Genomic DNA, 23,762 nt, shown 5'->3' on the forward strand with positions numbered 1-23,762 from the left:
TTCAGAAAAGACGTCCGGGCCACTCAATGACGTCCGGAGCTGCGAATAGGGCTTGCGTAGCATTCGTTTCTGTGTAGATCAATACTGTATCAATTTTGGAGCCAAACCCGAAACCGAGATGCGATTGGAACACCGATGCATTTGACAAGGGCGGACCCAGGCCACCGATCCAGCCAGATGCGCGGGCCCTTGCCTGTGCACTTGCAGACCAGCGAAATGCTGATCCGCGAAATCGCGGCCGGACGGCTGCCCGACGGGGCGCGGCTGCCGCCCGAGCGCGAGATGGCCGCGAGCCTCGGGATTGCCGTCGGCACGCTCAGGCGCGCGCTGGCAGATTTGACCGAAAAGGGCCTTCTCGATCGCATCCAGGGCTCGGGTAACTATGTGCGAGCGCGCGGCGACTTGCTCGGGATCTATGCCTTCTTTCGCCTGGAGCGCATCGGCGGTGGCGGCCTGCCGAGCGCCGACGTGCTGTCCGTCGAGCGGCTGCCCAAGCCCGCCGACCTGCCGCAATTCGGCAGCACCGGCGAAGCCCACCGTATACGCCGGCTGCGGCGGCTTGACGGCGAGCCGGCCGCGGTCGAGGAGATCTGGCTCGACGTCAGCCGCGCCGAGCGGCTCAAGCGCGAGGACCTGTCGGAATCCCTCTATCTCCACTACCGGCTCGCGCTCGGCTTTTCGATCGTTCGCGCCGAAGACCACGTCGCCGTCGCGCCTGCGCCGGACTGGGCCCCGCTCGAGTTCAGGCCATCGCCGGGGACGGTCGTGGGTTTCATTGAACGTATCGCCTGGGCTGGCGACGGCGCCAGCGCGGAATATTCCCGCAGCTGGTTCGATCCGGGCGCGGCGCGCTACGTCACGCGTTTCAGATAGGCCGGAGGAAGTCGCAGCGTGACCAGATCATCGATCGGCTACGGCATCATCGGCTGCGGCATGATGGGCCGCGAGCACATCCGCAACATCGCTCTGTTGCCCGACGCGCATGTGGCCGCGATCTTCGAGCCGGACCCCGGCATGTTGGCGGCGTCGCTGGCGACGGCGTCGGGCGCGCGATCGGCGGCATCGATCGCCAAACTGCTGGCCATGGACGAGGTAGACTGCGTCTTGATTGCCAGCCCCAACCACCAGCACCTCGGTCAGATGGAGCAGATCGCCGCACTTCGACCACTGCCGGTGCTGGTGGAAAAGCCGCTCTTCACCGACGCCGCTGGCGAGGGGCGGATCGCGGCGCTGAAAGCTCGGCTTCCGCTCGTGTGGGTGGCCATGGAATACCGCTATATGCCGCCCGTCGCCGCATTCATCGAGCAGGCGCGCCACGCCACCGGCGGCATCCGCATGCTGACGGTCCGCGAGCACCGTTTCCCGTTTCTGACCAAGGTCGGCGACTGGAACCGCTTCAACCGCAACACCGGCGGCACGTTCGTCGAGAAGTGCTGCCACTTCTTCGACCTGATGCGGCTGATCCTCGGATCCGACCCCGTCCGCGTGATGGCGAGCGCTGGACAGGCCGTAAACCATCTCGACGAACGCTACGGCGGTGAGAGGCCGGATATCCTTGACCATGGCTATGTGCTGGTTGATTTCGCGAGCGGTGCGCGCGCCATGCTGGAACTCTGCATGTTCGCCGAGGGCAGCCGCTACCAGGACGAACTCTGCGCTGTCGGCGGCGACGGAAAGATCGAATGTCTGGTGCCGGGTCCCGGTCGCTTCTGGCCGACCCACCTTGGCCCTGCGCCAGTGCCCCAGTTGATCGTCAGCCCGCGCAATCTGCCTGGACCACGCCTGCTGGAGATTCCCGTCGACCCCCGGCTGCTCGAGGCAGGCGACCATAACGGTTCGACCTATTTCGAGCATGTCCGCTTCACCGCTGCGGTGCGCGGACAAGGCAAAGTGGAAGTGACCTTGCAAGACGGCTGGTGGGCCGTCGTCATGGGTCTCGCCGCCCAGAGATCGGCCCGCGAAGGCCGCGCCATCGAACTTGCCGTTGAATTCGCGTTGCCGACCTGAGGCCGACCACGCATTCACCAGACCATAGGGTCAGATGCGCCGACCGGTTGCTGCGTCGAACAGATGCGCACATGCGCGGTCGATCTCGATCCGCACCGGCGCGCCCTGCTTGAGCGGAAGCCGTTCGCGGAAAAGGCAGGAAATTTCCTCGCCGGCGCAGTCGACCTTGGCGAAGATTTCCGAACCTGTGGCTTCCAGAAGCGTGACCGTGCCTAGCATTCCCCCGGCAGTTGCGCGGATATGTTCGGGGCGGATGCCGTAGACGAGTTCGCGTCCTGCGGCATCCGCCGGCTGGGCGCCTTCCGGCAACGGCAGGATCAACCCGCCGGCGCTGCGGAACACGCCCTCCTCGATGCGGCCGGCAATGAAGTTCATGGCGGGCGAGCCGATGAAACCGGCAACGAAGAGATTGGCCGGATGGTCGTAGAGGTCCAGCGGCGCGCCGATCTGCTCGACCAGGCCGTCATGCAGTACGACGATCTTGTCGGCCATAGTCATGGCCTCGATCTGGTCGTGCGTGACATAGATGGTCGTGGTACCCAGCCGCTGGTGCAGGGCCTTGATCTCGCCGCGCATCTGGACGCGCAACTTGGCGTCGAGGTTGGAGAGCGGCTCGTCGAACAGGAAGACCTGCGGGTCGCGTACGATCGCGCGGCCCATGGCGACGCGCTGGCGCTGGCCGCCGGAAAGCTGGCGCGGATAGCGGTCGAGCAGCTTTTCGAGGCCAAGAATGCCGGCTGCCTTCCTGACCCGCCCAGCGGTATCGGTCGGGTCGGCTTTCTTGATCTTGAGGGCAAAGCCCATATTGTCGGCCACAGTCATATGCGGATAGAGCGCATAGTTCTGGAACACCATCGCGATGTTCCGGTCTCGCGCCCGCAGATTGTTGACCATGCGCTCGCCGATTGCGATCCTCCCGCCCGAGATCGTTTCAAGTCCGGCAATCATGCGCAGCAGCGTCGACTTTCCGCATCCCGACGGGCCGACCAGGATGACGAACTCGCCGTCGGCGATATCGACACTGACGTCGTGAATAATCTTGGTGGCCCCGAAGGCCTTCTGCACGTTGTTGATCGTTACCGATGCCATTGGATCTTTCCTGGAAAAAAAGTGATGTCCGGACGCGCCTCAGCCGCCCTTGACGGCGCCGGCGGTCAACCCCGCGACGATCTGCCTTTGCGCGAACATGGTCAGGATCAGCACCGGCAACGTCACCACCAGCGCCGCCGCGGCGAGCGGCCCCCAGCTGACCTGCTCGTAGGACAGCATGTTGTAGACGGCGACCGGCAATGTGCGCGTCTCCCGGCTGGCGAGCACCACGCCGAAGACGAAATTGTTCCACGAGAAGATCACGGACAGGATGAAGGCGACGACGATGCCCGGCTTGGCGATGGGCAGGGCAACCAGCCGGAAAACCTGCCAGGAGTTGGCGCCGTCGATGTTGGCCGCCTCTTCCAGTTCCATCGGCGTGGTCTCGAAATAGCCGATCATCACCCAGACCACGATCGGCACCGTCACCACCAGATGGATGATGATCTGCGGCCAGAGCGTGCCGAGGATCCCGATCCATTGGAACAGCAGAAACAGCGGGATGAGATAGGATAGCCCAGGCGTCATGCGGGCGATCATGATGACGACCGCCGACCGTTCAGCCTTGAGCCGTGCGATGCCATAGCCGGCCGGTACGCCGATCAGCAGCGCCAGCAAGGTCGCCGTGCCGGTCACCAGAACCGAGTTCCAGAGATAGAGCAGGAAATTGTTCTCCTCGAACACCTTTACATAGTTCGACCAGGCGAAACGTTCGGGGATCAGGATCGGCGGATAGGCACCGTTGTCGATTTCGAACTTCAGCGACAGCGAGATCATCCAGAGGAAGAACAGGATCGCCGGCGAGACGAAAACCAGGGCAGCGAAAAACAGACCGATCTGGTTGAGCAGCCGCGAACTCATCTATTTGCCCTCCGTATCGATCCACTGCGAGCGTTGACGCAGCATTAGGAGGACAAAAGACAGGGCCACGATGACAATGAAGAACACCACGGCCATGGCCGAGCCGTAGCCGATATCGTAGTAGGAGAAGGCGGTGTTGTAGAGATAGATGTTGATGGTTTCCGAGGCCGTGCCCGGCCCGCCCTGGGTCATCGCGTAGATGATGTCGAAGCTCTTCAGCGCATCGATGGTGCGGATGATGACCGCGATCATCAGGAACGGTGCGATCATCGGCAAAGTGAGATAGCGGAATTGCTGCCAGGCATTGGCGCCGTCGATCTCGGCGCTTTCGAAGGGCTCGCGCGGCACCGAAGCCAGCCCACCCAGCACAATCAGCATGACCAGCGGCGTCCACTGCCAGGTCTCGACCGCAACCAGCGACGGAATGACCGTGTTGGCATTGAATATCCATTCCTGAGCCGGGATGCCGACCAGCGACAGCAAGTAGTTGAGTACGCCGAGCTGAGGATGGAACATCATGGTCCAAACCAGTGCCACAGCAACGGGCGTCGCCATCATCGGCATGACGAAGACGCCGCGCAGCAGACCGCGCAGCGGAAACCTGGCGTCGAAGATCAGGGCGGCCACGGTGCCCAGGAGCATCGGCGCTGCAACCGAGAGGAAGGTGTAGGTCAACGTATGAACAAGGGATTCCCAGAAACGTGGGTCGCTTGCCAGGCGGAGGTAGTTTTCCATCCCGGCAAAGCTCCGCGACTGGCCGAGCGTCCAGCGGTTGACGCTCATCCACAGCGTGAAAGCCCAAGGAAAAACGATGACGGCGCCAACGACGACGAGTGCGGGGACAACGAAAGGCCAGTAGTTGGGAGCCAGCCGGATCGTCTGGCTCCCGTCGATAACCGGCATCGTCACCCCGGTCTGTTCTGGGGTGGTGGCCGACATCAGCCCTGCTCGCTCCTGTCGAGAACCGGCTGGAACTGCTCGGTGGCCTTCTTCAGCTCGGCGGCGGGATCGGCGCCGGCAATCATGTTGGTCAGCGCCACGCCATAGATGTCGCGGAATTCGGTGACGGGAATGATGACCGGCAGCGCCAGCCGGCTGATATTGCCTGAGCCGATCACGGCATCAAGCCAGCTTGCCGGCATAGTGACGCCTTCGCGCACCTTGGGATCCTCCAGCACGGATTTGCGGAACGGAACGCCGGCGCCGGCCTGCAACAGCCTCGCGCCCATGGCTGGCGATACCGCCCACTGGCAGAACAGATAGGCGGCCTCCTTCTTCTCGCTGGCGGCGGTAACGCCAATCCCGTCGCCAAAGGTGCCCGAGGCATGCGCCTTGGGACCCTTGGGCATGACGCCGTAGCCGACCTTGCCGACCACCCTCGATTTTTCCGGGTTTTCCATCGGCGGGGCAAAACCCACGCCGTCGAGCCACATGCCGATCTTGCCTTGCAGGAAGGCAGACTGTGCTTCGGCCCAATTGAACCCGGTGACGCCCGGAGGGGCGGACTTGGTCATCAATCTTTGATAGAGCGCGGCAGCCTCGATCGCCTCGGGAGCCTCGGTGCGCAGCTTGCCCTTGTCGTCGAGCGGCGTCATGTCGTAGCCGAGCATCAGCGATGTCCACACCGGCGTATTTGCGTTCTTGAGCCCGCGGGCGACGAAGCCGTATGTATTGGTCGACGGGTCGGTCAGCGCTTCGGCGGCGGCCACCAGTTGCTCGAAGGTCTCGGGGTATTTGAGGCCCTTGGCCTCGAACAGCTCCTTGTTCCAATAGAGTATCCAGTAGTCCACCGAGAAGGGTAGCGAGCGCAGCACGCCCTGGCCGTCCTTGGCAAACAGCATGCCGGCCTCGGCGAAGTCGCTTTCGACCAACCCCGGGTCGGTGAGCGACGGGTCGGCGAGGTAGCCGGCGATGTCAGCCAGCCAGCCACCTTTCTCGAACTGGCGCTTTTGCACGTGGTAGCTCAGATGCACGACGTCGAAGCTGGGCTTGCCCGAGCTCAATTCGATCACCGTCTTCTGGCGCTGCTGCTGCTCGGGCGTGGCCTCGGCATTGACCTTGATGCCGGTCAGTTCCTCGAACTCGGCGAGATATTTCAGGATGGTGTCGCTGCGCGGGCTTTTCACCAGATTGACGTCAAGCGTCGTCCCGGCAAAGCGTTTCCAGTCGACGCCTGCGGCAAAGCTAGGGCGGAGCCCCACAAGGCCGGCGGCGGTGAGCGCCGCGGTTCCGGCAAGGAGTTGCCTCCTGGTTGGGTTGAACAGATTGGACGACATTTCTTCCTCCCGGTTGCTGTCGTTGTGGATGCGCCGCGAACCGCGGCGCGGCTATATTTCCTCAGATCTGGAGCGCCAGCCGGCGCGCATTGTCGATATGCAGACTGATCGCTTCAACCGCCTTTTGCGAATTGCGGCTCTCCATGGCTTCGATGACCGCCAAATGTTCGCGCATCACCGGCACCACGCGACCGTCGATGCGGAAACGCTCCTGGTGGATCAGCCGGATTTTCACCGAGTTGACCAGATAGGCCTTGGCGATGATCTCGTTGCCCAGCGCATTGATAAAGGTATCGTGCATGGCCCAGTCGATGGTCTGGGCCTTGGCTTCCATTTCCGGCGTCGGCGCCTGCCCCAGAGCTTGAGCCAGCATCTCCTCGTGTTCGCGCCGCATGCGGGCAAGTTCGGCATCTGAAGCGCTGGCCGTGAATAGCGCCACCGCCTCGCGTTCCATGAATAGCCGAAACTGAAAGGCCTCGCGGATCAGATTGATGTCGATGTGCGCGATTTGCATGCCGCGCTGCGGGATGGTGGTCAGCAATCCCTCGGCCTCGAGACGCGGGACGATCTCGCGAATAGCGCCCAGCGGCAGCCCGGTGAAAGCGACCAGTTCGCGCTGTGACACGAACTGCCCCGGCCGCAGATCACGGGCCAGCAAATGCCGCGTGAAGCTGGCATAGGCTTTCTCCCGGAGAGTGATCGGTTCGCTGCCGTCTTCCACTTCAGCTCGCTTCCTTGTCGGCCAGCCCGGCCTTGTCGGTCAGGCCGCCTCTGTCGCAAACAGCCTGTCGTAGGCCGCGGCAAGCTGCCGCCGTCCTTGTGGGCCGATCGCCTCCAGGGGCGGGCGGACCGCCAGCCAGCGCTCGTCGCCGGTCGTGCGCGCGACCATGACCTTCACCGCCGGTGTGACCGAGTATTTGAGCAATTCGAGCACGAAGTCCTCGACGCGTGGGTCGTCGCGGCCGTCTTCGACCATTGCGAGGATTTCGCCGGTAACAAAATTAGCCATGCCGGAAATCGCACCCTGTCCGCCGCGGCGCACGCTTCTCGCCAGATGCCGTTCGTCGCCGATCAGGATCACCAGATCGCCATGCGCTTCAAGCAGCGCCTCACTGTAGCTCCAGTCCCCGCCGGAATCCTTCACCCCGGCCACCACAGCGGGAAAGGCGGCGCGCAACCGGCCGATCAGCCCAAGCGGGAGCGGCACCATGGTGACAGAGGGGATGTTATAGAGGAGCACATCACGCGCCAGCGGGCCGAGTGCGGCGAAGACGGCGGAAAACCATCCGAACAGCCCGTTCTCGCCTACATTCTTGAAGTAGCTCGGCGGAGCGAGCAGAATGTTGCGAACGCCGCGCTGCAAAGCGTGCCGAGCCTGATCGGCGGCATCTTCGATTGCATCGACCAGCACGCCGGCGACGAGCTGATGTGCCGGTATACCGGCCGCCAACATGGCTTCGGTGACGATCCGCCGCTCGTCGGTGCCCACCGAGGCTCCTTCCCCGGTGGTGCCGAACAGCGTCGCGCTGCTGCAGCCGGCGCCAAGGCAGGCTCGGGCGTGCGCGATCATCGGCGCGAGCGCTATCTGCCCCGACGGGTCGAAGGGTGTGGCTAAGGCAACCGAAAGACCAAAGCGGGAAGCCAATGCGATCTCCGTTGAAATCAATGTGCACGTAGCGTTAGCACGCTAACATGTCAGATGTAAACTGGCGATCTTGCCAACTCGGCATCGCCGATTGGCGCTGCCGCGGCAGCGCCATCACCGATCACATCCTGCCGCCCGAGCATCACATATGCTGCTGTCCCCGAGCGTCTGCGGATTGGCTGGACGAGGCGGCCTAAGCTGATCAAGTGGCGACGAGGTGGCCGTCGCCAACATCTTCAAGCTTGAGTTTCCGGGGCTCGTCACCGATGCGCCGCACAGCGCTTGGAATTTCGCTGTCCAAACGGGCGAACCGGGCGCGGCGCCGGCCTGGATCGGGAACCGGAACGGCTTCGATCAGCCGCTTTGTGTAAGGATGGCGCGGGTTGGAGAAGATCTGGTCGCGGGTGCCCATCTCGACGATCTGCCCCAGATACATTACCGCCACGCGATCGGAGATGTTCTCTACCACCGCCATGTCGTGCGAGATGAAGAGATATGCGACACCGAATTCGCGCTGCAGTTCCTTCAGCAATCTTAACACGCGCGCCTGCACCGACACATCGAGAGCAGAGACGCTCTCGTCGGCAATGATCAGCTTTGGTCGCAGCGCCAGCGCCCGTGCAACGCAGATTCGCTGGCGCTGCCCGCCGGAGAATTCGTGGGGATAGCGCTCCATCTGGTCAGCGGAGAGGCCGACGCGTTCGAACAGTGCGGCGATCTGGGCGTGCCGTTGCTCTTTGTCGCCGAGGCCGTGGATCAGCAGAGGCTCGGCGACGAGATCGCCTACTCGCATGCGCGGGTCGAGGGACGCGAAGGGATCCTGAAAGATCATCTGCACATTGCGGCGTACAGCCTTGCGCTCCTTGCGGCTGAGCGCCGACAAGTCGTGGCTGCCGATTGAAATGCTGCCGGTGTAGGGCACCAGCCCGGCGATCGCCTTGGCCGTCGTCGACTTGCCGCAGCCCGATTCGCCGACCAGCGACAGCGTTTCGTGCGGCGCGATCGAGAAACTGACGCCCTCGACCGCGTGCACCCTGCGGTCAACGCGACCGAAGAAGCCGCCGCGCAGGTCGAAGCGGACGTGAAGATCGCTGACGGATACAAGCTCGGCCGGCATGTGGGCGGCGTCTTGTCGGTCTTCGGCCGGCCGTCCACCGCCGATGCGTGGCACGGCGGCCAGAAGCTCGCGCGTATAATCTGCCTGCGGGCGGGTGAAGATGTCGGTCGCGCTGCCCTGCTCGACCATCCGGCCATCGCGCATGATGATAACGCGGTCCGCCATCTCGGCGACGACACCCATGTCGTGCGTGATCAGGATAACGCTGGTGCCGTGCTCGCGCTGCAGGTCACGCAGCAACTCCAGCACCTCGCCCTGAACGGTGACGTCGAGGGCGGTCGTCGGTTCATCGGCGATCAGCACATCCGGGTTCAGGGCCAGAGCCATGGCAATCATCACACGCTGGCGCATGCCGCCTGAGAGTTCGTGCGGATAGTGCTCGAGCCGCCGTTCGGCATCCGGAATTCGGACTGCCTTCAGCGCCTCGAGCGCCCTCAGCCGCGAGTTGGAGCGCGACAGCGAGGCGTGTGCCTCGATCGCCTCCGTGAGCTGCCGGCCGATGGAAAGAACCGGATTGAGCGATGTCATCGGTTCCTGAAAGATCATGGCAATGCGGTCGCCGCGGATGCGGCGCATACCACTCTCGCTAAGAGCCGCGAGATCCTGATCGCCGAGCCGGATGGAGCCTGATCTGATGCGTGCCGCCGGCTGCGGCAGCAAGCCCATGATGGCCAGCGCCGTCATCGACTTGCCGGAACCGGACTCGCCGGCGATGCAAAGCGTTTCGCCGCGCATCAGGTCGAATGTCAGGTCGGAAACGACGTCGCGGTCGCCCTCTTCGCCGCGCACGGCGACGCTCAGACCTGAGACGCTGAGTACCGGCCTGACAGAGCCACTCTCCGCGGCGCCCTGCCCGGATCGTTTGATGTCCTCCACCTTCATTCAAAGACGCAGCGGGGGAAGTAGAAAGAAACCACCCAGTTGGGCATGTCGACGATCTCGCTGATGCGCAGGTCGCCGCAAACCGACACGAGCATATAGGCGTCTACCGGATCCATGCGGTAGCGGCCGGAGAGCAGGTCGATCATCTGCGAGACGGCGCTCCTGGCGCCGTCCATCAGATCCGGCCCGATACCGGTTGTCACCTCATAGCCCTTGGCGTCGAGATGTCGCGACACCGGACCGGGCGTCGTGAAACGCGGCGTCCGCAGCCGGGCATCCTTGACCAGATCGAGCGTCAGCACGGCGTCCATGGGGCTCTCGATCGCCGTGCCGCAGACCTCGCCGTCGCCTTGCGCGGCGTGCGTGTCACCGACCGAGAACAACGCTCCCGCGACCTCTACGGGCAGGTAGAGCACCGTGCCGGCAGCGAGATCACGGATGTCCATATTGCCGCCCACGCGCCGCGGCGGGACCACCGAATGCAGACCCGGCTCAGCCGGGGCATTGCCGATGGTGCCGGCGAAGGGCTTGAGCGGCACCCGGCCGCTCTTGCCGAACAGCGCGGGTTCGAGCGAGGCGGCGTCGTACTTCCAGATATTCAGTGCCGGTTGAGTGAAGTCATCCGCCAACAGACCGAATCCCGGGATATTCGCTGTCCAACCGAAGCCGGACGGCTTGAACGCCTCGATGGTGATTTTCAGGGCATCGCCCGGCTCTGCCCCGTCGACATAGATTGGCCCAGTGACAGGGTTCACCTTGGCAAAATCGAGCAAAGCAACGTCGTCAACGGTGCTCTCCATCGTCAGCTGCCCGCCGGACGAGTCCAGGCACTGGAACTCGATCGTCGACCCTGGCGCCACCCGTTCGGCCGGGACAAAGGAATTGTCCCAGCCGAAATGATGGTGGCGCCCGTGGATGGTGTAGTCGCAGTTATTGCACATCGGTCACATACACATTGTCGTAGTTGATCGGGATGTGGACCGGGTCGACATAGAGGTTGTCCGCGCCACCCATGCGGGTTGATTTCATGGTGAAACGCTGCTCGTTGAACACCGGTGCCCAGGGCGCGTCTTCCATGATCTTGCCGTAGATCTCGCTCCACATCTTGGCGCGTTCGCCAGCCTTGGCCGGGTCGACGATGGAGTCGGCTTCGGCCGCCTTGGCGTCGAGCTCCTTGTTGCAATACCACGACCAGTTCCAGCCGCCCGGGACGGCACCAGCGCAGCCAAGGATCGGGCCGTAGAAGTTCGACGGATCGGGGAAGTCGGCGATCCAGGCCATGCCGCCGGACCAGATCATCGGCGCACCGGCCTTGTCGCCGCCGGCGGCGATGACGTTGGCCTGGGCGAGCGACTGGATGCTGGCCTTAATGCCGACCGCCGCCAGATCCTGCTGGATGGCCTGCGCGATACGCGGGTTGGGATCGGTATTCATGGCAAACAGCTGCGTGTCAAAACCACCGGGATGCCCCGCCTCGGCAAGCAAGGCCTTGGCCTTGGCCTTGGCTACGTCATAGGAATAGCCCTTGAATTCTTTGTCGTAGCCAGGCATCGACGGCGGCAATGGCTGATTGGCCGGCACCGCACGGTTGTTGATCAGTTGGACGATGCGGTCCTTGTTGATCGCCATGTTGACCGCCTGCCGCACCTTCACATTGTCGAACGGCGCCATGGTGGTATTCATGGTGATATAGCCGGTGTGCAACTGGCCGCCCTCGACGACACGGGCCTTCTGCTCGGGATCGGCCATCACCTCCTGGAATTTCGCCGGCGGAATGCCGTCGCCGGGAACGTCGATCTCGCCTTTCTGGAGCCGCAGCAGCGCCACGATCGGCTCCTGACCGATCTCAAAGGTGATCTTGTCGAGATGCGGCAGGCCCTTGTGCCAGTAATCCGGGTTACGCTCGAAGACCACGCGCTGGCCGAGCGTCCATTCCGCGAGCTTGAAGGCGCCGGTGCCGACCGGATGTTTGCCGAAGTCCGCGCCGTATTTTTCGACCTCTTCCTTCGGCACGATATGCGAGAAGTTGATCGCCATGACATGCAGGAAGGTGGCGTCGGGCCGGGTCAGCTCGAACTTGATCGTGTAGGGATCGACGACGGTTATGCCGGCCAGGCTTTCCGCCTTGCCGGCAGCGACATCGTCATAGCCTTTGATCGACCCGAAGAAGCCGGCACCAGGGCTCTGTGTCTTTGGATTGGTGACCCGGTCGAGCGAATATTTCACGTCGTCGGCGGTCATCTCACGGCCATTGTGGAACTTCACTCCTTGGCGCAGCTTGAAGGTGAAGGTCTTGCCGTCGGGCGCAATCTCGTAGCTCTCGGCAAGGTCGGGCCGCAGGTTGGTGGTGCCCGGCTCGTAGTCCATCAGCCCGTCGAACAGGCTCTTGATCATCGACCAGTTCTGCCAGTCATAGCCGATGGCCGGATCGAGCGTAGCGACGTCGTCCTTGTAGGTAATGGTGATCGCGCCGCCCTGCTTGGCATTCGGATCGACGGCGTCTTCGGCGCGTACGCTCGTCATGCCAAGCACCAGCGCAAGCGCCGATGCCGCCACGGTCGATATCAGATATTTTCTCATGTCATGTTCCCTTTCTCTGGTGTTCTTGGTTTTCATCTGAGCTTGATGCGTGGATCGATGAACGGTGCGACAGTGTCGGCCAGGAGATTGCCGAGCACGATGGCAAAGGCCGAAACCAGGGTGACCCCCATGATGATCGGAATGTCGATGCGCTGAATGGCCTGCCAGGCTAGCTGGCCGATGCCTGGCCAGCCGAACACGCTTTCGACAACCACGATGCCGCCCATGAAGATGCCGATGTCGATGCCGATCATGGCAATGACCGGCAGGATGGCGTTGGGCAGCGCGTGCCGGAAGATAATGGCGCTGCGTGCAAGACCCTTGGCACGCGCGGTACGCACGTAATCCTGGCGCAGCACGTCGATCATCGACGAGCGCATCATGCGGGCGTACCAGCCTGCGCCGAGAATTCCCATGGTCAGCGACGGCAGCACCAGATGGCGCCAAGTGCCGTAACCGCCGATCGGGAACCAACCGAGCCGCACCGCGAACACATAAAGCAGCAGCAGGCCGACAACGAATTGCGGCGCCGAGACGCCGACGAAGGAGGCGACCATCAGCGACTGGTCGGTGGCGGTGCCGCGCTTGACGGCGGCGATGAGGCCCATCGTAAGCCCGATCACGACTTCGCAAGTAATGGCGCCGACCATCAGCAGCAGGCTTGCCGGCAGCCGCGAGACGATCAGCTCCGTGACCTCCGAGCGCTGAATGTAGGAGCGCCCCAGATCGCCGCTGAGCAGGCTGATCAGATAGTGCCAATACTGGACGACAAAGGGCTGGTCGAGGCCGAGCTGCCGGCGGATGTTCTCGACCGTCTCGGGCGTGGCGCTGCGGCCGGCGATCTGGCGGACGGGATCGGCGGGCAGCAGATAGAGCAGCGCAAAGGTGATCAGAGAGACGCCGAGCAAGATGAGCACGGACTGGACAACGCGGCGGCCGAGATAGGCGATCATCTTCGCCCCCTTTGCGTCGGATCGAGAATGTCGCGCAACGCATCGCCGACTAGGTTAAAGGCTAGCGCTAGCGCCAGGATCGCCGCACCCGGAAAGAAAACCAGCCAGGGCGCTGCCTGAAAATAGGTTTGGTTTTCGAAGATGATGTTGCCCCAGGAAGCAGTCGGCGGTTGCACGCCGATGCCGAGATAGCTGAGCGTCGCTTCCAGAAGCACCGTGGTCGAGATGCCGAGCGTGCCCCAGACGATGATCGTCGGCAAAAGGTGCGGCAGGATATGACGAAACAGGATGCGTGGAGCGCTTGCGCCGATGGTGCGCTCAGCATCGATGAACTCGCGCTCGGAGAGCGAACTTGTCTCGGTGTAGATGACGCGGGCGGTCTGCACCCAGTTCACCAATGCGATCACCATAGCGACGATCCACAGGCTCGGCTGGAGCACCGCCGCCAGGCAGATGGCGAGCAGCAGCGCCGGGAAAGCCATCATCAAATCGGTGAAGCGCATAAGCGCGCTGCCGATCCAGCCGCGGAAATAGCCGGCCGTGATGCCGACCAGCGTGCCGATCAGAAGCGCCACGCCATTGGCGACGATGCCGATGATCAGCGACGTGCGCGCGCCGAAGAGAAGACGGGTCAGCAGGTCGCGGCCAAGCAGGTCGGTGCCTAGCCAGAATTGGGCTCCCGGCGGCAGTGGCGCGCCTTCAAGCGTGAGCCCGTCAAACATCTGCTCGTTCGGATCGTAGCCTGTCAGCCACGGTGCAAGAATGGCGCCGGCCAAGACAAGGGCAATAATCCCGAGGCCGAGCAATGCGAGAGGCCGTTTTAGCAGACGTCGCCAGACGCCGGCGCGAGGCTTGGCTGGCATACGCCCCGCGGCTGAAAGCTCAGGCGCGATCGGATTGGTCATCGTCGCCTTCTTCTTGTGTCATCGCCACGATCCTGCGCGCGGCGTCCTCGACGCTGATTTGCCAGCTCATCGCCAGCGAGCGAAGCTGCGCATAGGCACGGCCGTCCTCGGCGCCCTTCGACAAGACCTCCACCGCGCGTACGATGGTCTGGCGCTCCGCGACCCGCTGACGAAGCGAGGCGATCTCGCTGGCCAGAAGCTTGCGCGCCTCGAAACTCTGCCTTGCGATCAAAAGCGCGCTATAGACGCCGGCGTTGCCGACCGGTTTCAGCAATTGGGCATCGGCCTTGTGCGACAGTGCCCATTCGACACGCCCCGGCGGAGCCGATCAGCGCTATCAGCGGCATCGGTGCCTCGCCCGGCTTCCACGGAAATTGCTCGTCAAAGCCGAGGTCTACGTCGAAGAAAACGAAGTCCGCCGCCAAGGCTTCGGCCGGCAGTTCCGGCCAGAAGCCAATCGCCTCAAGGCCGATGGCCGACAATTGCCTTGTGATCGCCTGCACGGTCGGATGTGGACGATGCAGGACAAAAGCCCTGGCGCCTCCAAGGTTCGGGATACGCGCCATCTTGCTCACGACACCACCCGCAGGCGTGGCCGCCCGAACGTCTCCGTCCGGTCATAGCGGGAAAGGTAGGGATCGGGTGCCACGCCCTTCGTCAGCGTGACCGTTTTGAACGATGTCCCATCGATACGTCCGATCTGCACCGGCAAGGTAGCGTGCTGGGTTTGCGGATCGATGGCGATGTCGCCCAGCGGTGTTCGAAATGATGTTCCGGCAAAGACCTTGGGCAGGTCCGTCCATTGTGCACCGGGGTTGCGGGTGAGGATCTCGGCGAGCGTGCGCACCGAGGCATAAGCCGCCGCCTCGAAGGATGAGGCAGGCATGACGGAAGACACTGAAGCCGCTCCGCGATCCGCCCCCGAGGTGTCGTGAAAATAGGGCCCAACGGAAAGATGACCATCCCCTGCCCCGTTGAGCGCCGGCAATTCGCATTCCGTGAGATTGCAGGACAGGATCGGGCAACGCTCCGGCCTGAAATGCGGGTCGCGCCGGCCAAGCTCGGCATAGGCGGCGATAAACGCATAGGAAGAAGGGCCGATGAGATTGTTCAGAATGAAATCAGGTCTCGTCGCCTGTACCTCCGCGATCAGCCTCGCAACATCGACCTCGCCAAGCGGCAGATAGCGTTCGCCCAGCACCTTGCCGCCGGCGTCCGCAATCAGGTCGCGCGCCACACGGTTGGTCTCCCAACCCCAGATGTAGTTGGAACCGAGCAGGAAGCCGTCGGCGCCGAAACGAGGCACGACATAGGCAAGTAGCGGTACCAGATGCTGATTGGGGCAGGCGTGGGTGTAGACGACATGCTCATTGAGCCCTCGTACGGGCAGGCATACCACAGCGTGCCGCCTGCCCTTTCCAGGATTGGAATGACCTCCTTGCGGCTCCACGAGGTGACGCAGCCAATGATGTGACGCGCGCCGCTGTTGGCGAGAATGTCCGCGCAGCCGCTTGCATACCGATCGATGTTGCCCTGCGGGTCGCGCTCGACCGGGATGAATTCGAAGGGGACAACGGGATCGGCGTTGACGTCGGCGATGGCGTTCATCGCGCCCGCACGGCAGGATTCGGACACCAGCCGGTAGTTGCCGGACCGCGAATAGAGAATGCCGATCTCGATATGCCGTTTCAAGCAAAGCCTCAAAATGACAATGCCCCGCAGCCACCGCCGCAAGGCGAGGCATACGAGGCATTCTTGCCGCCCGGCGGCCAGAGCCGGTATTTGTCTCACCGTATTACGCCCGCGCCCCCAGTCAAGAGCCGCCACACGAAACTTTGGCCAGCCGAAACGGTTCGACGCGGAGCACGCAACTCATGCCGCTGGTCGTGTAGAGTCCGCCGGGAACCAAAATTACTGATGTCCAGGTATGAGGCCGGACAACCTGGTTCGCTACCATTCAAAGCAACGACTTTAATATCGGTTTACCTGAATCTGCTAGCAGCAATGACGCCGGTTTTCGTCGGTCAAGCAAAGGGTCCACCTTGCCGCAGCAATTCAGCACTCCGTTCAGTCACCGGGGCGACCGCAACTGGTCGAGGTTGCACGGCTTCATGGGCGTCGAGTTGGAACTCGCGTCCGATGTTCTCGTGCCTCGTGTCGCCTTGGCCCGGAAGCTCGGCGGACGGGACTTCGGTGCCGGGAGCCGGGCTTGAGCATCATTCGCGCCTTGCAAGGCGCCGACCTCCCGGCAGTCGCGGACATGTTTCAGCGCGTGCTGCTGAAGGAAGGGACGAAAGCGCCGGCCTCTCTCGTCGAATACATGAGACGGTTTTATCTGGATGCGCCCGGTTGCGGCGGCGACCTCCGGTCGCTTGTCCATGTCAACGACGCCGGTCGCGTCTCCGGATTTGTCGGTGTCCACGTGCTGCCGATGACGTTCAACGGCCGACAACTACGCGCCGCCATCTGTAGCTCGCTCATGGTCGAGGACCATGAGCACGATCCGCTGGCCGGCGCCCGCTTGCTGAAAGCATACCTTGATGGTCCGCAGGACATCTCCTTCAGCGAGACGGCCAACGATATCTCCGTGAAATTGTGGACCCGGCTGCGCGGCGCGGTCCTGCCGCAATACAGCCTTGACTGGGTCCGCGTGATGCGCCCCGCGGCCTTCATGCTCAGCCTTTCCGCCAATCGCCTGACGCTTGCCCGAATGCTCAATCCGTTGACGCGTGCCGTCGACCGATTTTATTGCAGGAGGATGACGCCCAGCGAACGACGCTGGTCAGGTGTGGCGGTGGAAGGGGCAGGCCACGGAGCATTTCGGATATCCGAAATCGACAGCCACACATTTGCCAAGCTCATCGAGCCGTTTACCGCTCAATTCGCCCTGCGCCCGGATTGGACGGAAGGCCAACTCGACCACATCCTGACCGATGCGGCACAGAAGCCGGATTTAGGCGAGCTTGTCTTCGGTTGCGTGACATCGCCAGTCGGCAACAATGTCGGCGCTTTCGCCTATTACGCACGGAAGTATCAAATTGGTCGCGTGCTGCAGATCCTCGCCCTCCCCGGCCAGGCGGGCTCGGTGATAGACTGCCTTATCGATCATGCCGCCGCGCGCGGCGTCAGCGGCCTGCGCGGACGTGTTCAACCTGCACTTCTGGAGGCGATGCTTGGACGACGCATCGCTTTCCTGACCGTTGCCTCAACGGTGGTGCATTCACGTGATCCAGAGCTGTTGGACGCCATGAAGAACTCGCAAGTCTTCCTGAACGGTCTTGCGGGCGAGCAGTGGAGCCGGCTGATCGGGAGCCGTTTCAGCTAGAGTCGGGACACGTTCAAATCGAACCGTCCATCCGTGGCCCGGTTTCGAGGCGGTTCAGGTGCCGATTTCCTCGACTTCATCAACGAGTTGCGGACGCTGGTGCAGATAACGCGTCGCCTTGCGTTTGGCGATGATATCGGCCCAGACGCGTTCCACTTGTGAGGCGGCCAACCCCGCCGCCTGCCCCACCAGCTCAGCCGCCACGCCGTTGTTGAGGCCGTAAAGGCAAATATCCATACGGTCATAAGGAAGCGAGAAGTAGAACTCCTCCTGGGTCTGCGCCAGCGAGTAGGTATCGGTGGTCGGCGGCCGGTTCCGGATTTCCTCCGGAACACCGAGATGGGCCGCCAGCGCATAGACCTGCGTTTTATAGAGGTGCGCGATCGGCTTGACGTCCGCTGCGCCGTCACCGTTCTTCACGAAGAAACCCTGATCGTATTCCAGCCGGTTCGGCGTTCCAAGGACGGCGAAGTTCAAGCGGTCGGCGTGATAGTATTCGATCTGCTTGCGGGTGCGCTGTTTCATGTTGGTGGCGGCGACGATACCAAGATAGACAGGCAACGGCATTCTCAGTTTCGTCTGCTTGCCTTCCGGATCCTGCACCACCAGGGATGAGATATTGTAGCCCTTGCCCTCGAGGGCGTTCGCGATCACGATCTTCGAGGCCCAGCCTTCGGCGTATTCCGGGACCAATTCGCGGATAAAGGCGTCGCGACGCTGGTAGCAGCCCATCGCGCTCAGGGTCGGCCCGATATCCTCTACGATAGCCTCGACGCCAAAAGTTTCGGCGACGAGGCGGCCGAGCCGCAGACTTTCGGGATCGGAATCGCTTTCCGGCATGAACAGGCAAAGCACATTCCGCGGTCCGACGGCTCGCGCGGCCAACGCGACCGACACGCTCGAATCGATCCCGCCCGAAAGACCGAGCACAAGGCCCCGCTTGCGAAACCCGCGCAACTGCTGACGCAAAGCCGTTACGACACGGTCCGTTTCGGCGGCCAGGTCGATCGCCAGAGCCTGCGCCAGAAAGGTCCGCGCGTCCTTGGCGGGGCGAACATTCATTGAGCGGCCTCCATGGTTTCTGCCGCAAGCCGACGACTGACCTTGCCGGTATCGGTCTTCGGCAGTTCCCGGCGGAACTCGATGACCCTGGGGACCATAAAGTCCTCAAGGTGGCGTGCACAATGACGAATGATATCCTTTTCGCTAAGCGCCGGGTCGGACCGTACGATGAGTGCACCGATCGCATGCCCGAGCACGGGATCCGGCACACCGACAACCACTGCTTCCGCGATGCCCGGATGCGCGTGAAGCACGGCTTCCACTTCCTTGGGCGCGACTTTCTCCCCCCGCGACTTTATGATGTCGTCCTTGCGGCCGACGAAATAAAGAAAGCCTTCCTCATCGGCCCGGAACAGATCGCCGGTGTAGAGAACCATCTCCCAAGGATTCGGACCTGGGCGAAGGGCTTGTGCCGTCGCAGCTTCGTTTCGCCAATAACCCTGCATGACGTGCGGCCCGCGAATGACCAACTCACCTGCTACGCCCGGCGGCACTCGTTGCCCGTAGTCGTCGACGACAAAGGCCTCGGTGTTCGGAATGGCTATCCCGACCGACCCCGGCCGGTGGTCGAGTTCCTCGGGTGGCAGATAGGTGCAGCGCTTGCATTCCGTCAGGCCATACATCGAATAGAGCCTGACATCGGGGAAAAGAAACCGCAGGCGTTCTATGTGAGCCGGCGGCAAGGCAGCCGCCGTGTTGGAAATATAGCGAAGGCTGGGCAGGAAGCCCGGCGCCAGGTCACGCATCTGCAGGATCATCGCTGCCATCGTGGGCACGAGCGGAAGACCGGTGACGCCTTCCTGGCGGATACGTTCAAAGACCGCCTGGGGAAAAGCGAAGGACTTCTCGAGCACGAGCGTGGCGCCGAGCCTGACAGCCATCAGCAACTGATAGAGCCCGTAGTCGAAAGCCAAGGGCAGAACATTCAAGATGATGTCGTCCGGCGAATTGCGCAGATAGGTGGTGATTGAGTCGGCCGCCGCGTCGCAATTGCGGTGCGTCATCATCACGCCCTTGGGCCGGCCGGTCGAGCCCGAGGTGTAGATCAACATCGCAAGATCGACGTCAATGCCGCGGTGGTCAATCTCCCTGGCTTGGAACGTCAAGCAATCCGCCAGGGATGTGGCGCCTGCCGGGCATTGGTTATCCGCACCAAGGGTGGAAGCCACGAAGATGCCGGTCTTGCCGGAGGATCCGGACGCCTCGGCGACCAAGGGCATCAGTTTTGCTTGCGTAAGGATCGCAGCTGCGTCGCAATCGGCGATGATGTAGGCAAGCTTTTCGGCCTTGGTAGATGCGTTGATCGGACTGAAAGTCGCGCCTGCCTTAAGAACTGCGAAAATCGAAACCGCAGCCTCCCAGCAATTGTCCATGAAGATCAGGACGCGGTCGTCGCGCCTGACGCCATTCGTGAAAAGGGCGGCGGCCAGGCGGCTTGAGAGATCGTCCAGCTCTTCGTAACACAGCCTTTTGTGCTCGGTGATCAATGCCGTTTTGGCTGGATGGGCAGCGGCCTTGGCAGCCAGAAAATGTTCGATCCGCACGGACGCTCCTCGCCAATTGCGCCTACGCTGCCAGCGCTTCTGCTTTCGCCTTGATGAAGGCGGAGATACGGTCAATCGAATCCAGATTGGCCGGTACGATGTCGGTATCGACCATCGCGATGCCGAAATCATCCTCAATGAAAGCTACGAGTTCCAGCACGGCCGTCGAGTCGATGATGTCGTTCTCGATCAGTGATGCCGTGTCTGCAAGCTCGTAGGACGAGTCGCCGAACAGGAAGTTGTCGACGATAAAGGTTTTGACCTTGTCCTTGATTGTTACCATGATGTTTTCTTCCCTCGATTTCTCAGGCCGCTCGTGCTGTACCGACCTTTTGGCCGGTGAAAATCTTCTGCCACAGTTGGGTCGACAAAATGCCGACGAAGGCAGCATTGTCGCGGAACCCGGACGCTGGCTGCAAGCGGCATTTCTCGTGCAGGTTCGCCACCGCCTTGGCGTTGAATAGTCCTCCGGCGGCGATGCTCGCCTCGCTGAGCGAGTCGCGCACGTAGTCCAGTTCTCCGGCTCCAACGAAGGAGCGGGCTTCCGGCGCCCGGTAAGGCTGTTTGGTGCGCTCCCCGATGGCCGTCGGGAGCAAGTGCTTGGCAACTTTGCGCAGTATGTGTTTTTCCACCAGTCCCTTCAGCTTCATTTCCGGCGGAAGTCTTGCTGCAAACTCCACCAAACGATGATCGAGGAAGGGGAAACGCCCTTCAATACCGTGCGCCATGGCCATCCGGTCGCCCTGGCTCGAGAGGATGTAGCCCGGCAGGAGAAAGCGGGTTTCGAGATATTGCCCCTGATGCAGCGGATGCCACCGGGAAAACGCCTCAGGCAACCGGCTGGCCAGTTCCTCGGCTGCGTCATAGCCCTTCAATGTCGCGCGCAGGTCACCGGAAAAGAACATCTTCGCCGCTGATGTGGTCTTGAAACGCGGCCGATGCGAGAACAGCGGATCGTCCAGGGCAGCGCTGCCGGTGCCGAAGAACGCAGCCAGGTACTCCACGGACTGCTGTTGCAGCCCCGGCAGATAGGGATAAAGCTTGCGGAACAGCTGTGGCCTGCTGCGCGATGCCGGCTGTCGTCCGCAGAAACGGCGAACCCGCGCTTCCTTGAAGACATCATAGCCGGCAAAGACCTCGTCGGCGCCTTCGCCTGTCAGCACCACTTTCAAACCGGCCTGGCGAACGAGGCCGGACAGTTGATAGAGGGGGGCGGGGGCGGTGCGGATGATCGGCCGTTCGGCAAAGCGGATGACTTCGGGAAACACACCGGCGATATCGCCGGCACGGCAGGCGATGGTTCGATGATAGGTGCCAAGCGCCAACGCCATTTCGGTCTGAAAGGCGCTTTCGTCATGCTCGGCGCTGTCGAACGTCACGGAAAATGTCTGCAGCTTAAGAGGAGTCATGCCGGCCGCGATTGCCGAAACGAGGGATGAATCGAGCCCGCCCGAAAGGTAAGAACCGACCGGAACGTCGGCGCGCATGCGAAGCTTCACCGCGTCGGTCAAAAGGGCCTGCAGTTCTTCGGCCGCATCGTCCTCATTGCTAATTTTTGATGGCGCGTCGAGATACGGGTAGTCTAGGTGCCAATATGGTTTGACCGTGACTTGCCCCAGTGTCGCGATCATCACGCTTCCCGGCTCCAGCTCGTGGATGTTGCGGAAAGCCGTGCGTGGAGCGATCGGCGCCCACAGCGTAAAGATCTGGTCGAGTGCGATCTGATCGATTTCGGCCGAGACGCCGGGCACCTTCAGCAGGGCTTTTATCTCCGACGCAAAGTAGAGCACCCCGTCCCTGCTGGTGTAGAACAGCGGCCGAACACCCATGCGGTCTCTTGCAAGCACCATCCGCCGACGCCGATTATCCCATATCGTGAAGGCGAAATCACCGTTCAGGAGCGACAGGCAGTCCTCGCCCATCTCGTCATACAGCTGCAGGAGAACTTCTGTGTCGCTCGACGTGCGGAAGCGTCGGCCCTTGGCCAGCAGTCCTTCGCGCAATTCCACGTAATTGAAAATCTCGCCGTTGAACGCAATCGTCAAATTGCCGGTCTCGTCGGACATCGGTTGCTGGCCATCACCAATCCCGATCACCGACAGCCGCGCATGCCCAAGTCCAGCTTCGGGCGCTACGAATTTCCCTTGTTCATCCGGCCCGCGATGGGCGATCGCAGACGTCATGCGCGCAAGCAAAGCTTCCGCATCCCGGACTGAACCGAAATAGCCCCCGAATCCGCACATCTACACAGCTCATACTGAACAGCAAGCCACAGAACATAGCGTTCATAAGCGCCTCAAAGGTTAATCAGATACTTTTCAGCGAGCATGTGGTTAACAGGATGTTAGGACAGTATGATGCTTTTTGCAGTCCGACTTGTACCCACTCCAGGTCACGCTTGATGGTGAGCTACTGTCGCACGAGCCCATGGGCCAGGTTCTTCAAAGCTTCGCGCCGGATCAGTTGCGGATTTGGGCCGAATGCCAGTGATATCGGTTCGCATCGAGATAGGAGATGTCACAGCGAGCGGTGCAAATTACTGCTTCGAGTACGGCCGGTACCAATCGACAAACTTCTTCAGCCCGTCCTCTATCGAAACGCTAGGCCTAAAGCCGAAATCCCGCTCCAGCGCGGTCATGTCAGCATAAGTCTTCTCGACGTCGCTCGCCTGCATCGGCTCGTTGTGGCGGATTGCCTTGACCCCGAGCAGCCTTTCCAGAATGTCGATGAAGTCGCCCAGCCGCACCGGCCGGTTGTTGCCGACATTGTAAAGCCTGTTCGGCGGAACGTCCGTGGGGGGCTTGTCGAGCACAGCGACAACCGCCTTCACAACATCGTCTATGTAGGTGAAATCGCGCCACATTTCGCCATTGTTGAAGACCCGGATCGGATTGCCCTCGAGCATCGCCTTGCTGAACATCCAATAGGCCATGTCGGGGCGGCCCCAGGGACCATAGACCGTGAAAAACCGCAGGCCGGTCTGCGGTATGCCGAACAGATGGGCGTAGGTGTGGCTCATCAGTTCATCGGTTTTCTTGGTGGCGGCGTAAAGCGAGACGGGCTTGTCGACCTGATCGGCCTCGCTGAACGGCACGCTGCGGTTGCCACCATAGACCGAGCTCGACGAGGCATAGACCAGATGCTCGAATGCCGGTTCGGCGCGACAGAATTCGAGCACTTCGAGGTGGCCCATGACATTGGAACGGATATAGAGCCGTGGATTGTCGAGTGAGTGACGCACGCCGGCCTGCGCTGCGAGATGCACGATCCTGACGATGCCTTTCCCGGCCAAAGCGGCCGCAAGCGCGCCCTGTTCGGCAATATCGATCTGGTGGAACGAAAAATCCTTACGGGGCAGAAGGCGGGCAAGCCGCCCCTTTTTGAGCGCCAGGTCGTAATAGTCGTTCATGTTGTCGACGCCGACGACCGCTTCTCCCCGGTTGAGCAGATGGTGGCAAACATGACTGCCAATGAACCCCGCGGCTCCGGTGACAAGTATAGGCAACAAGCTTCTCC

The 23,762-nt window shown here is 62.1% G+C and carries 21 protein-coding genes and 1 pseudogene; 3 read left to right on the forward strand and 19 right to left on the reverse strand.

The window, feature by feature from the left end:
* Positions 1–216 precede the first annotated feature (216 nt).
* On the forward strand, positions 217–873 hold the full coding sequence (locus NKH43_RS17280) for a GntR family transcriptional regulator (RefSeq protein WP_352589045.1): 657 nt from the start codon (positions 217–219) through the stop codon (positions 871–873).
* A 60-nt stretch (positions 874–933) separates the two neighbouring features.
* Positions 934–2,007: a Gfo/Idh/MocA family protein gene (locus NKH43_RS17285; RefSeq protein ID WP_502898288.1), complete on the forward strand. Its 1,074-nt coding sequence runs from the start codon at positions 934–936 to the stop codon at positions 2,005–2,007.
* Positions 2,008–2,037: 30 nt separating this feature from the next.
* Here NKH43_RS17285 and NKH43_RS17290 read toward each other — a convergent pair whose 3' ends face one another.
* The 14 genes and pseudogenes from NKH43_RS17290 to NKH43_RS17355 all read right to left on the reverse strand — a co-directional run bounded on the left by NKH43_RS17290 (position 2,038) and on the right by NKH43_RS17355 (position 16,007).
* Positions 2,038–3,096, reverse strand: coding sequence for an ABC transporter ATP-binding protein (locus NKH43_RS17290; RefSeq protein ID WP_352859161.1), 1,059 nt, complete (start codon positions 3,094–3,096; stop codon positions 2,038–2,040).
* Positions 3,097–3,135: 39 nt separating this feature from the next.
* On the reverse strand, positions 3,136–3,957 hold the full coding sequence (locus NKH43_RS17295; RefSeq protein WP_352483688.1) for a carbohydrate ABC transporter permease: 822 nt from the start codon (positions 3,955–3,957) through the stop codon (positions 3,136–3,138).
* Positions 3,958–4,860 carry a carbohydrate ABC transporter permease gene (locus NKH43_RS17300; protein WP_352494401.1) on the reverse strand — a complete coding sequence of 301 codons (903 nt, stop codon included), beginning with the start codon at positions 4,858–4,860 and terminating at the stop codon, positions 3,958–3,960.
* Between the two features lie 35 nt (positions 4,861–4,895).
* Entirely contained in the window at positions 4,896–6,233 is a 1,338-nt protein-coding gene (locus NKH43_RS17305) for an extracellular solute-binding protein (RefSeq protein WP_023716964.1), read from the reverse strand.
* Between the two features lie 61 nt (positions 6,234–6,294).
* Positions 6,295–6,954 (reverse strand): GntR family transcriptional regulator, encoded by a 660-nt coding sequence (locus NKH43_RS17310; RefSeq protein ID WP_023716963.1) that lies wholly within the window; start codon positions 6,952–6,954, stop codon positions 6,295–6,297.
* A gap of 39 nt (positions 6,955–6,993) precedes the next feature.
* A complete protein-coding gene (locus NKH43_RS17315) occupies positions 6,994–7,878 on the reverse strand; it encodes a dihydrodipicolinate synthase family protein (protein WP_352859163.1) in 885 nt (294 codons plus the stop codon).
* A gap of 202 nt (positions 7,879–8,080) precedes the next feature.
* Positions 8,081–9,877: an ABC transporter ATP-binding protein gene (locus NKH43_RS17320; RefSeq protein WP_352859165.1), complete on the reverse strand. Its 1,797-nt coding sequence runs from the start codon at positions 9,875–9,877 to the stop codon at positions 8,081–8,083.
* Positions 9,874–10,818, reverse strand: a complete 945-nt coding sequence (locus NKH43_RS17325; protein ID WP_023716959.1) for an acetamidase/formamidase family protein — start codon at positions 10,816–10,818, stop codon at positions 9,874–9,876. Before NKH43_RS17325 ends, NKH43_RS17320 begins: the two co-directional genes overlap by 4 nt.
* Entirely contained in the window at positions 10,808–12,457 is a 1,650-nt protein-coding gene (locus NKH43_RS17330; RefSeq protein ID WP_352859167.1) for an ABC transporter substrate-binding protein, read from the reverse strand. The genes NKH43_RS17325 and NKH43_RS17330 overlap by 11 nt, the downstream gene beginning before the upstream one ends.
* Positions 12,458–12,489: 32 nt before the next feature.
* Complete coding sequence (locus NKH43_RS17335) at positions 12,490–13,410, reverse strand: ABC transporter permease (RefSeq protein WP_352547582.1); 921 nt, start codon at positions 13,408–13,410, stop codon at positions 12,490–12,492.
* Positions 13,407–14,273 (reverse strand): ABC transporter permease, encoded by an 867-nt coding sequence (locus NKH43_RS17340; protein ID WP_352589251.1) that lies wholly within the window; start codon positions 14,271–14,273, stop codon positions 13,407–13,409. The genes NKH43_RS17335 and NKH43_RS17340 overlap by 4 nt, the downstream gene beginning before the upstream one ends.
* A gap of 19 nt (positions 14,274–14,292) precedes the next feature.
* Positions 14,293–14,890, reverse strand: a pseudogene (locus NKH43_RS17345) (ANTAR domain-containing response regulator).
* Positions 14,887–15,645 carry a transporter substrate-binding protein gene (locus NKH43_RS17350; protein ID WP_352859201.1) on the reverse strand — a complete coding sequence of 253 codons (759 nt, stop codon included), beginning with the start codon at positions 15,643–15,645 and terminating at the stop codon, positions 14,887–14,889. Before NKH43_RS17350 ends, NKH43_RS17345 begins: the two are co-directional and overlap by 4 nt.
* Positions 15,537–16,007 carry a transporter substrate-binding protein gene (locus NKH43_RS17355; RefSeq protein ID WP_352859168.1) on the reverse strand — a complete coding sequence of 157 codons (471 nt, stop codon included), beginning with the start codon at positions 16,005–16,007 and terminating at the stop codon, positions 15,537–15,539. Before NKH43_RS17355 ends, NKH43_RS17350 begins: the two co-directional genes overlap by 109 nt.
* A 517-nt stretch (positions 16,008–16,524) precedes the next feature.
* Between NKH43_RS17355 and NKH43_RS17360 the strand changes: the two genes are divergently transcribed.
* The gene (locus tag NKH43_RS17360) at positions 16,525–17,640 is read left to right on the forward strand and encodes a hypothetical protein (RefSeq protein WP_352859169.1); all 1,116 of its coding nucleotides are present in this window, start codon (positions 16,525–16,527) and stop codon (positions 17,638–17,640) included.
* A 54-nt stretch (positions 17,641–17,694) separates the two neighbouring features.
* On the opposite strand, the gene nadE is transcribed toward NKH43_RS17360, so the two are convergent.
* From nadE to NKH43_RS17385, 5 genes are all read right to left on the reverse strand, one after another.
* Complete coding sequence (gene nadE / locus NKH43_RS17365) at positions 17,695–18,702, reverse strand: NAD(+) synthase (protein ID WP_352483696.1); 1,008 nt, start codon at positions 18,700–18,702, stop codon at positions 17,695–17,697.
* On the reverse strand, positions 18,699–20,246 hold the full coding sequence (locus tag NKH43_RS17370) for a class I adenylate-forming enzyme family protein (protein WP_352483697.1): 1,548 nt from the start codon (positions 20,244–20,246) through the stop codon (positions 18,699–18,701). Before NKH43_RS17370 ends, nadE begins: the two co-directional genes overlap by 4 nt.
* A gap of 22 nt (positions 20,247–20,268) precedes the next feature.
* Complete coding sequence (locus tag NKH43_RS17375) at positions 20,269–20,532, reverse strand: acyl carrier protein (RefSeq protein ID WP_156948004.1); 264 nt, start codon at positions 20,530–20,532, stop codon at positions 20,269–20,271.
* A 19-nt stretch (positions 20,533–20,551) separates the two neighbouring features.
* Positions 20,552–22,489, reverse strand: coding sequence for an asparagine synthase (glutamine-hydrolyzing) (gene asnB, locus NKH43_RS17380; protein WP_352859171.1), 1,938 nt, complete (start codon positions 22,487–22,489; stop codon positions 20,552–20,554).
* 293 nt (positions 22,490–22,782) lie between these two features.
* Positions 22,783–23,751, reverse strand: a complete 969-nt coding sequence (locus NKH43_RS17385; RefSeq protein ID WP_352483699.1) for an NAD-dependent epimerase/dehydratase family protein — start codon at positions 23,749–23,751, stop codon at positions 22,783–22,785.
* Positions 23,752–23,762 lie beyond the last annotated feature (11 nt).

The organism is Mesorhizobium sp. M1163, from assembly GCF_040318415.1.
GTDB lineage: Bacteria > Pseudomonadota > Alphaproteobacteria > Rhizobiales > Rhizobiaceae > Mesorhizobium.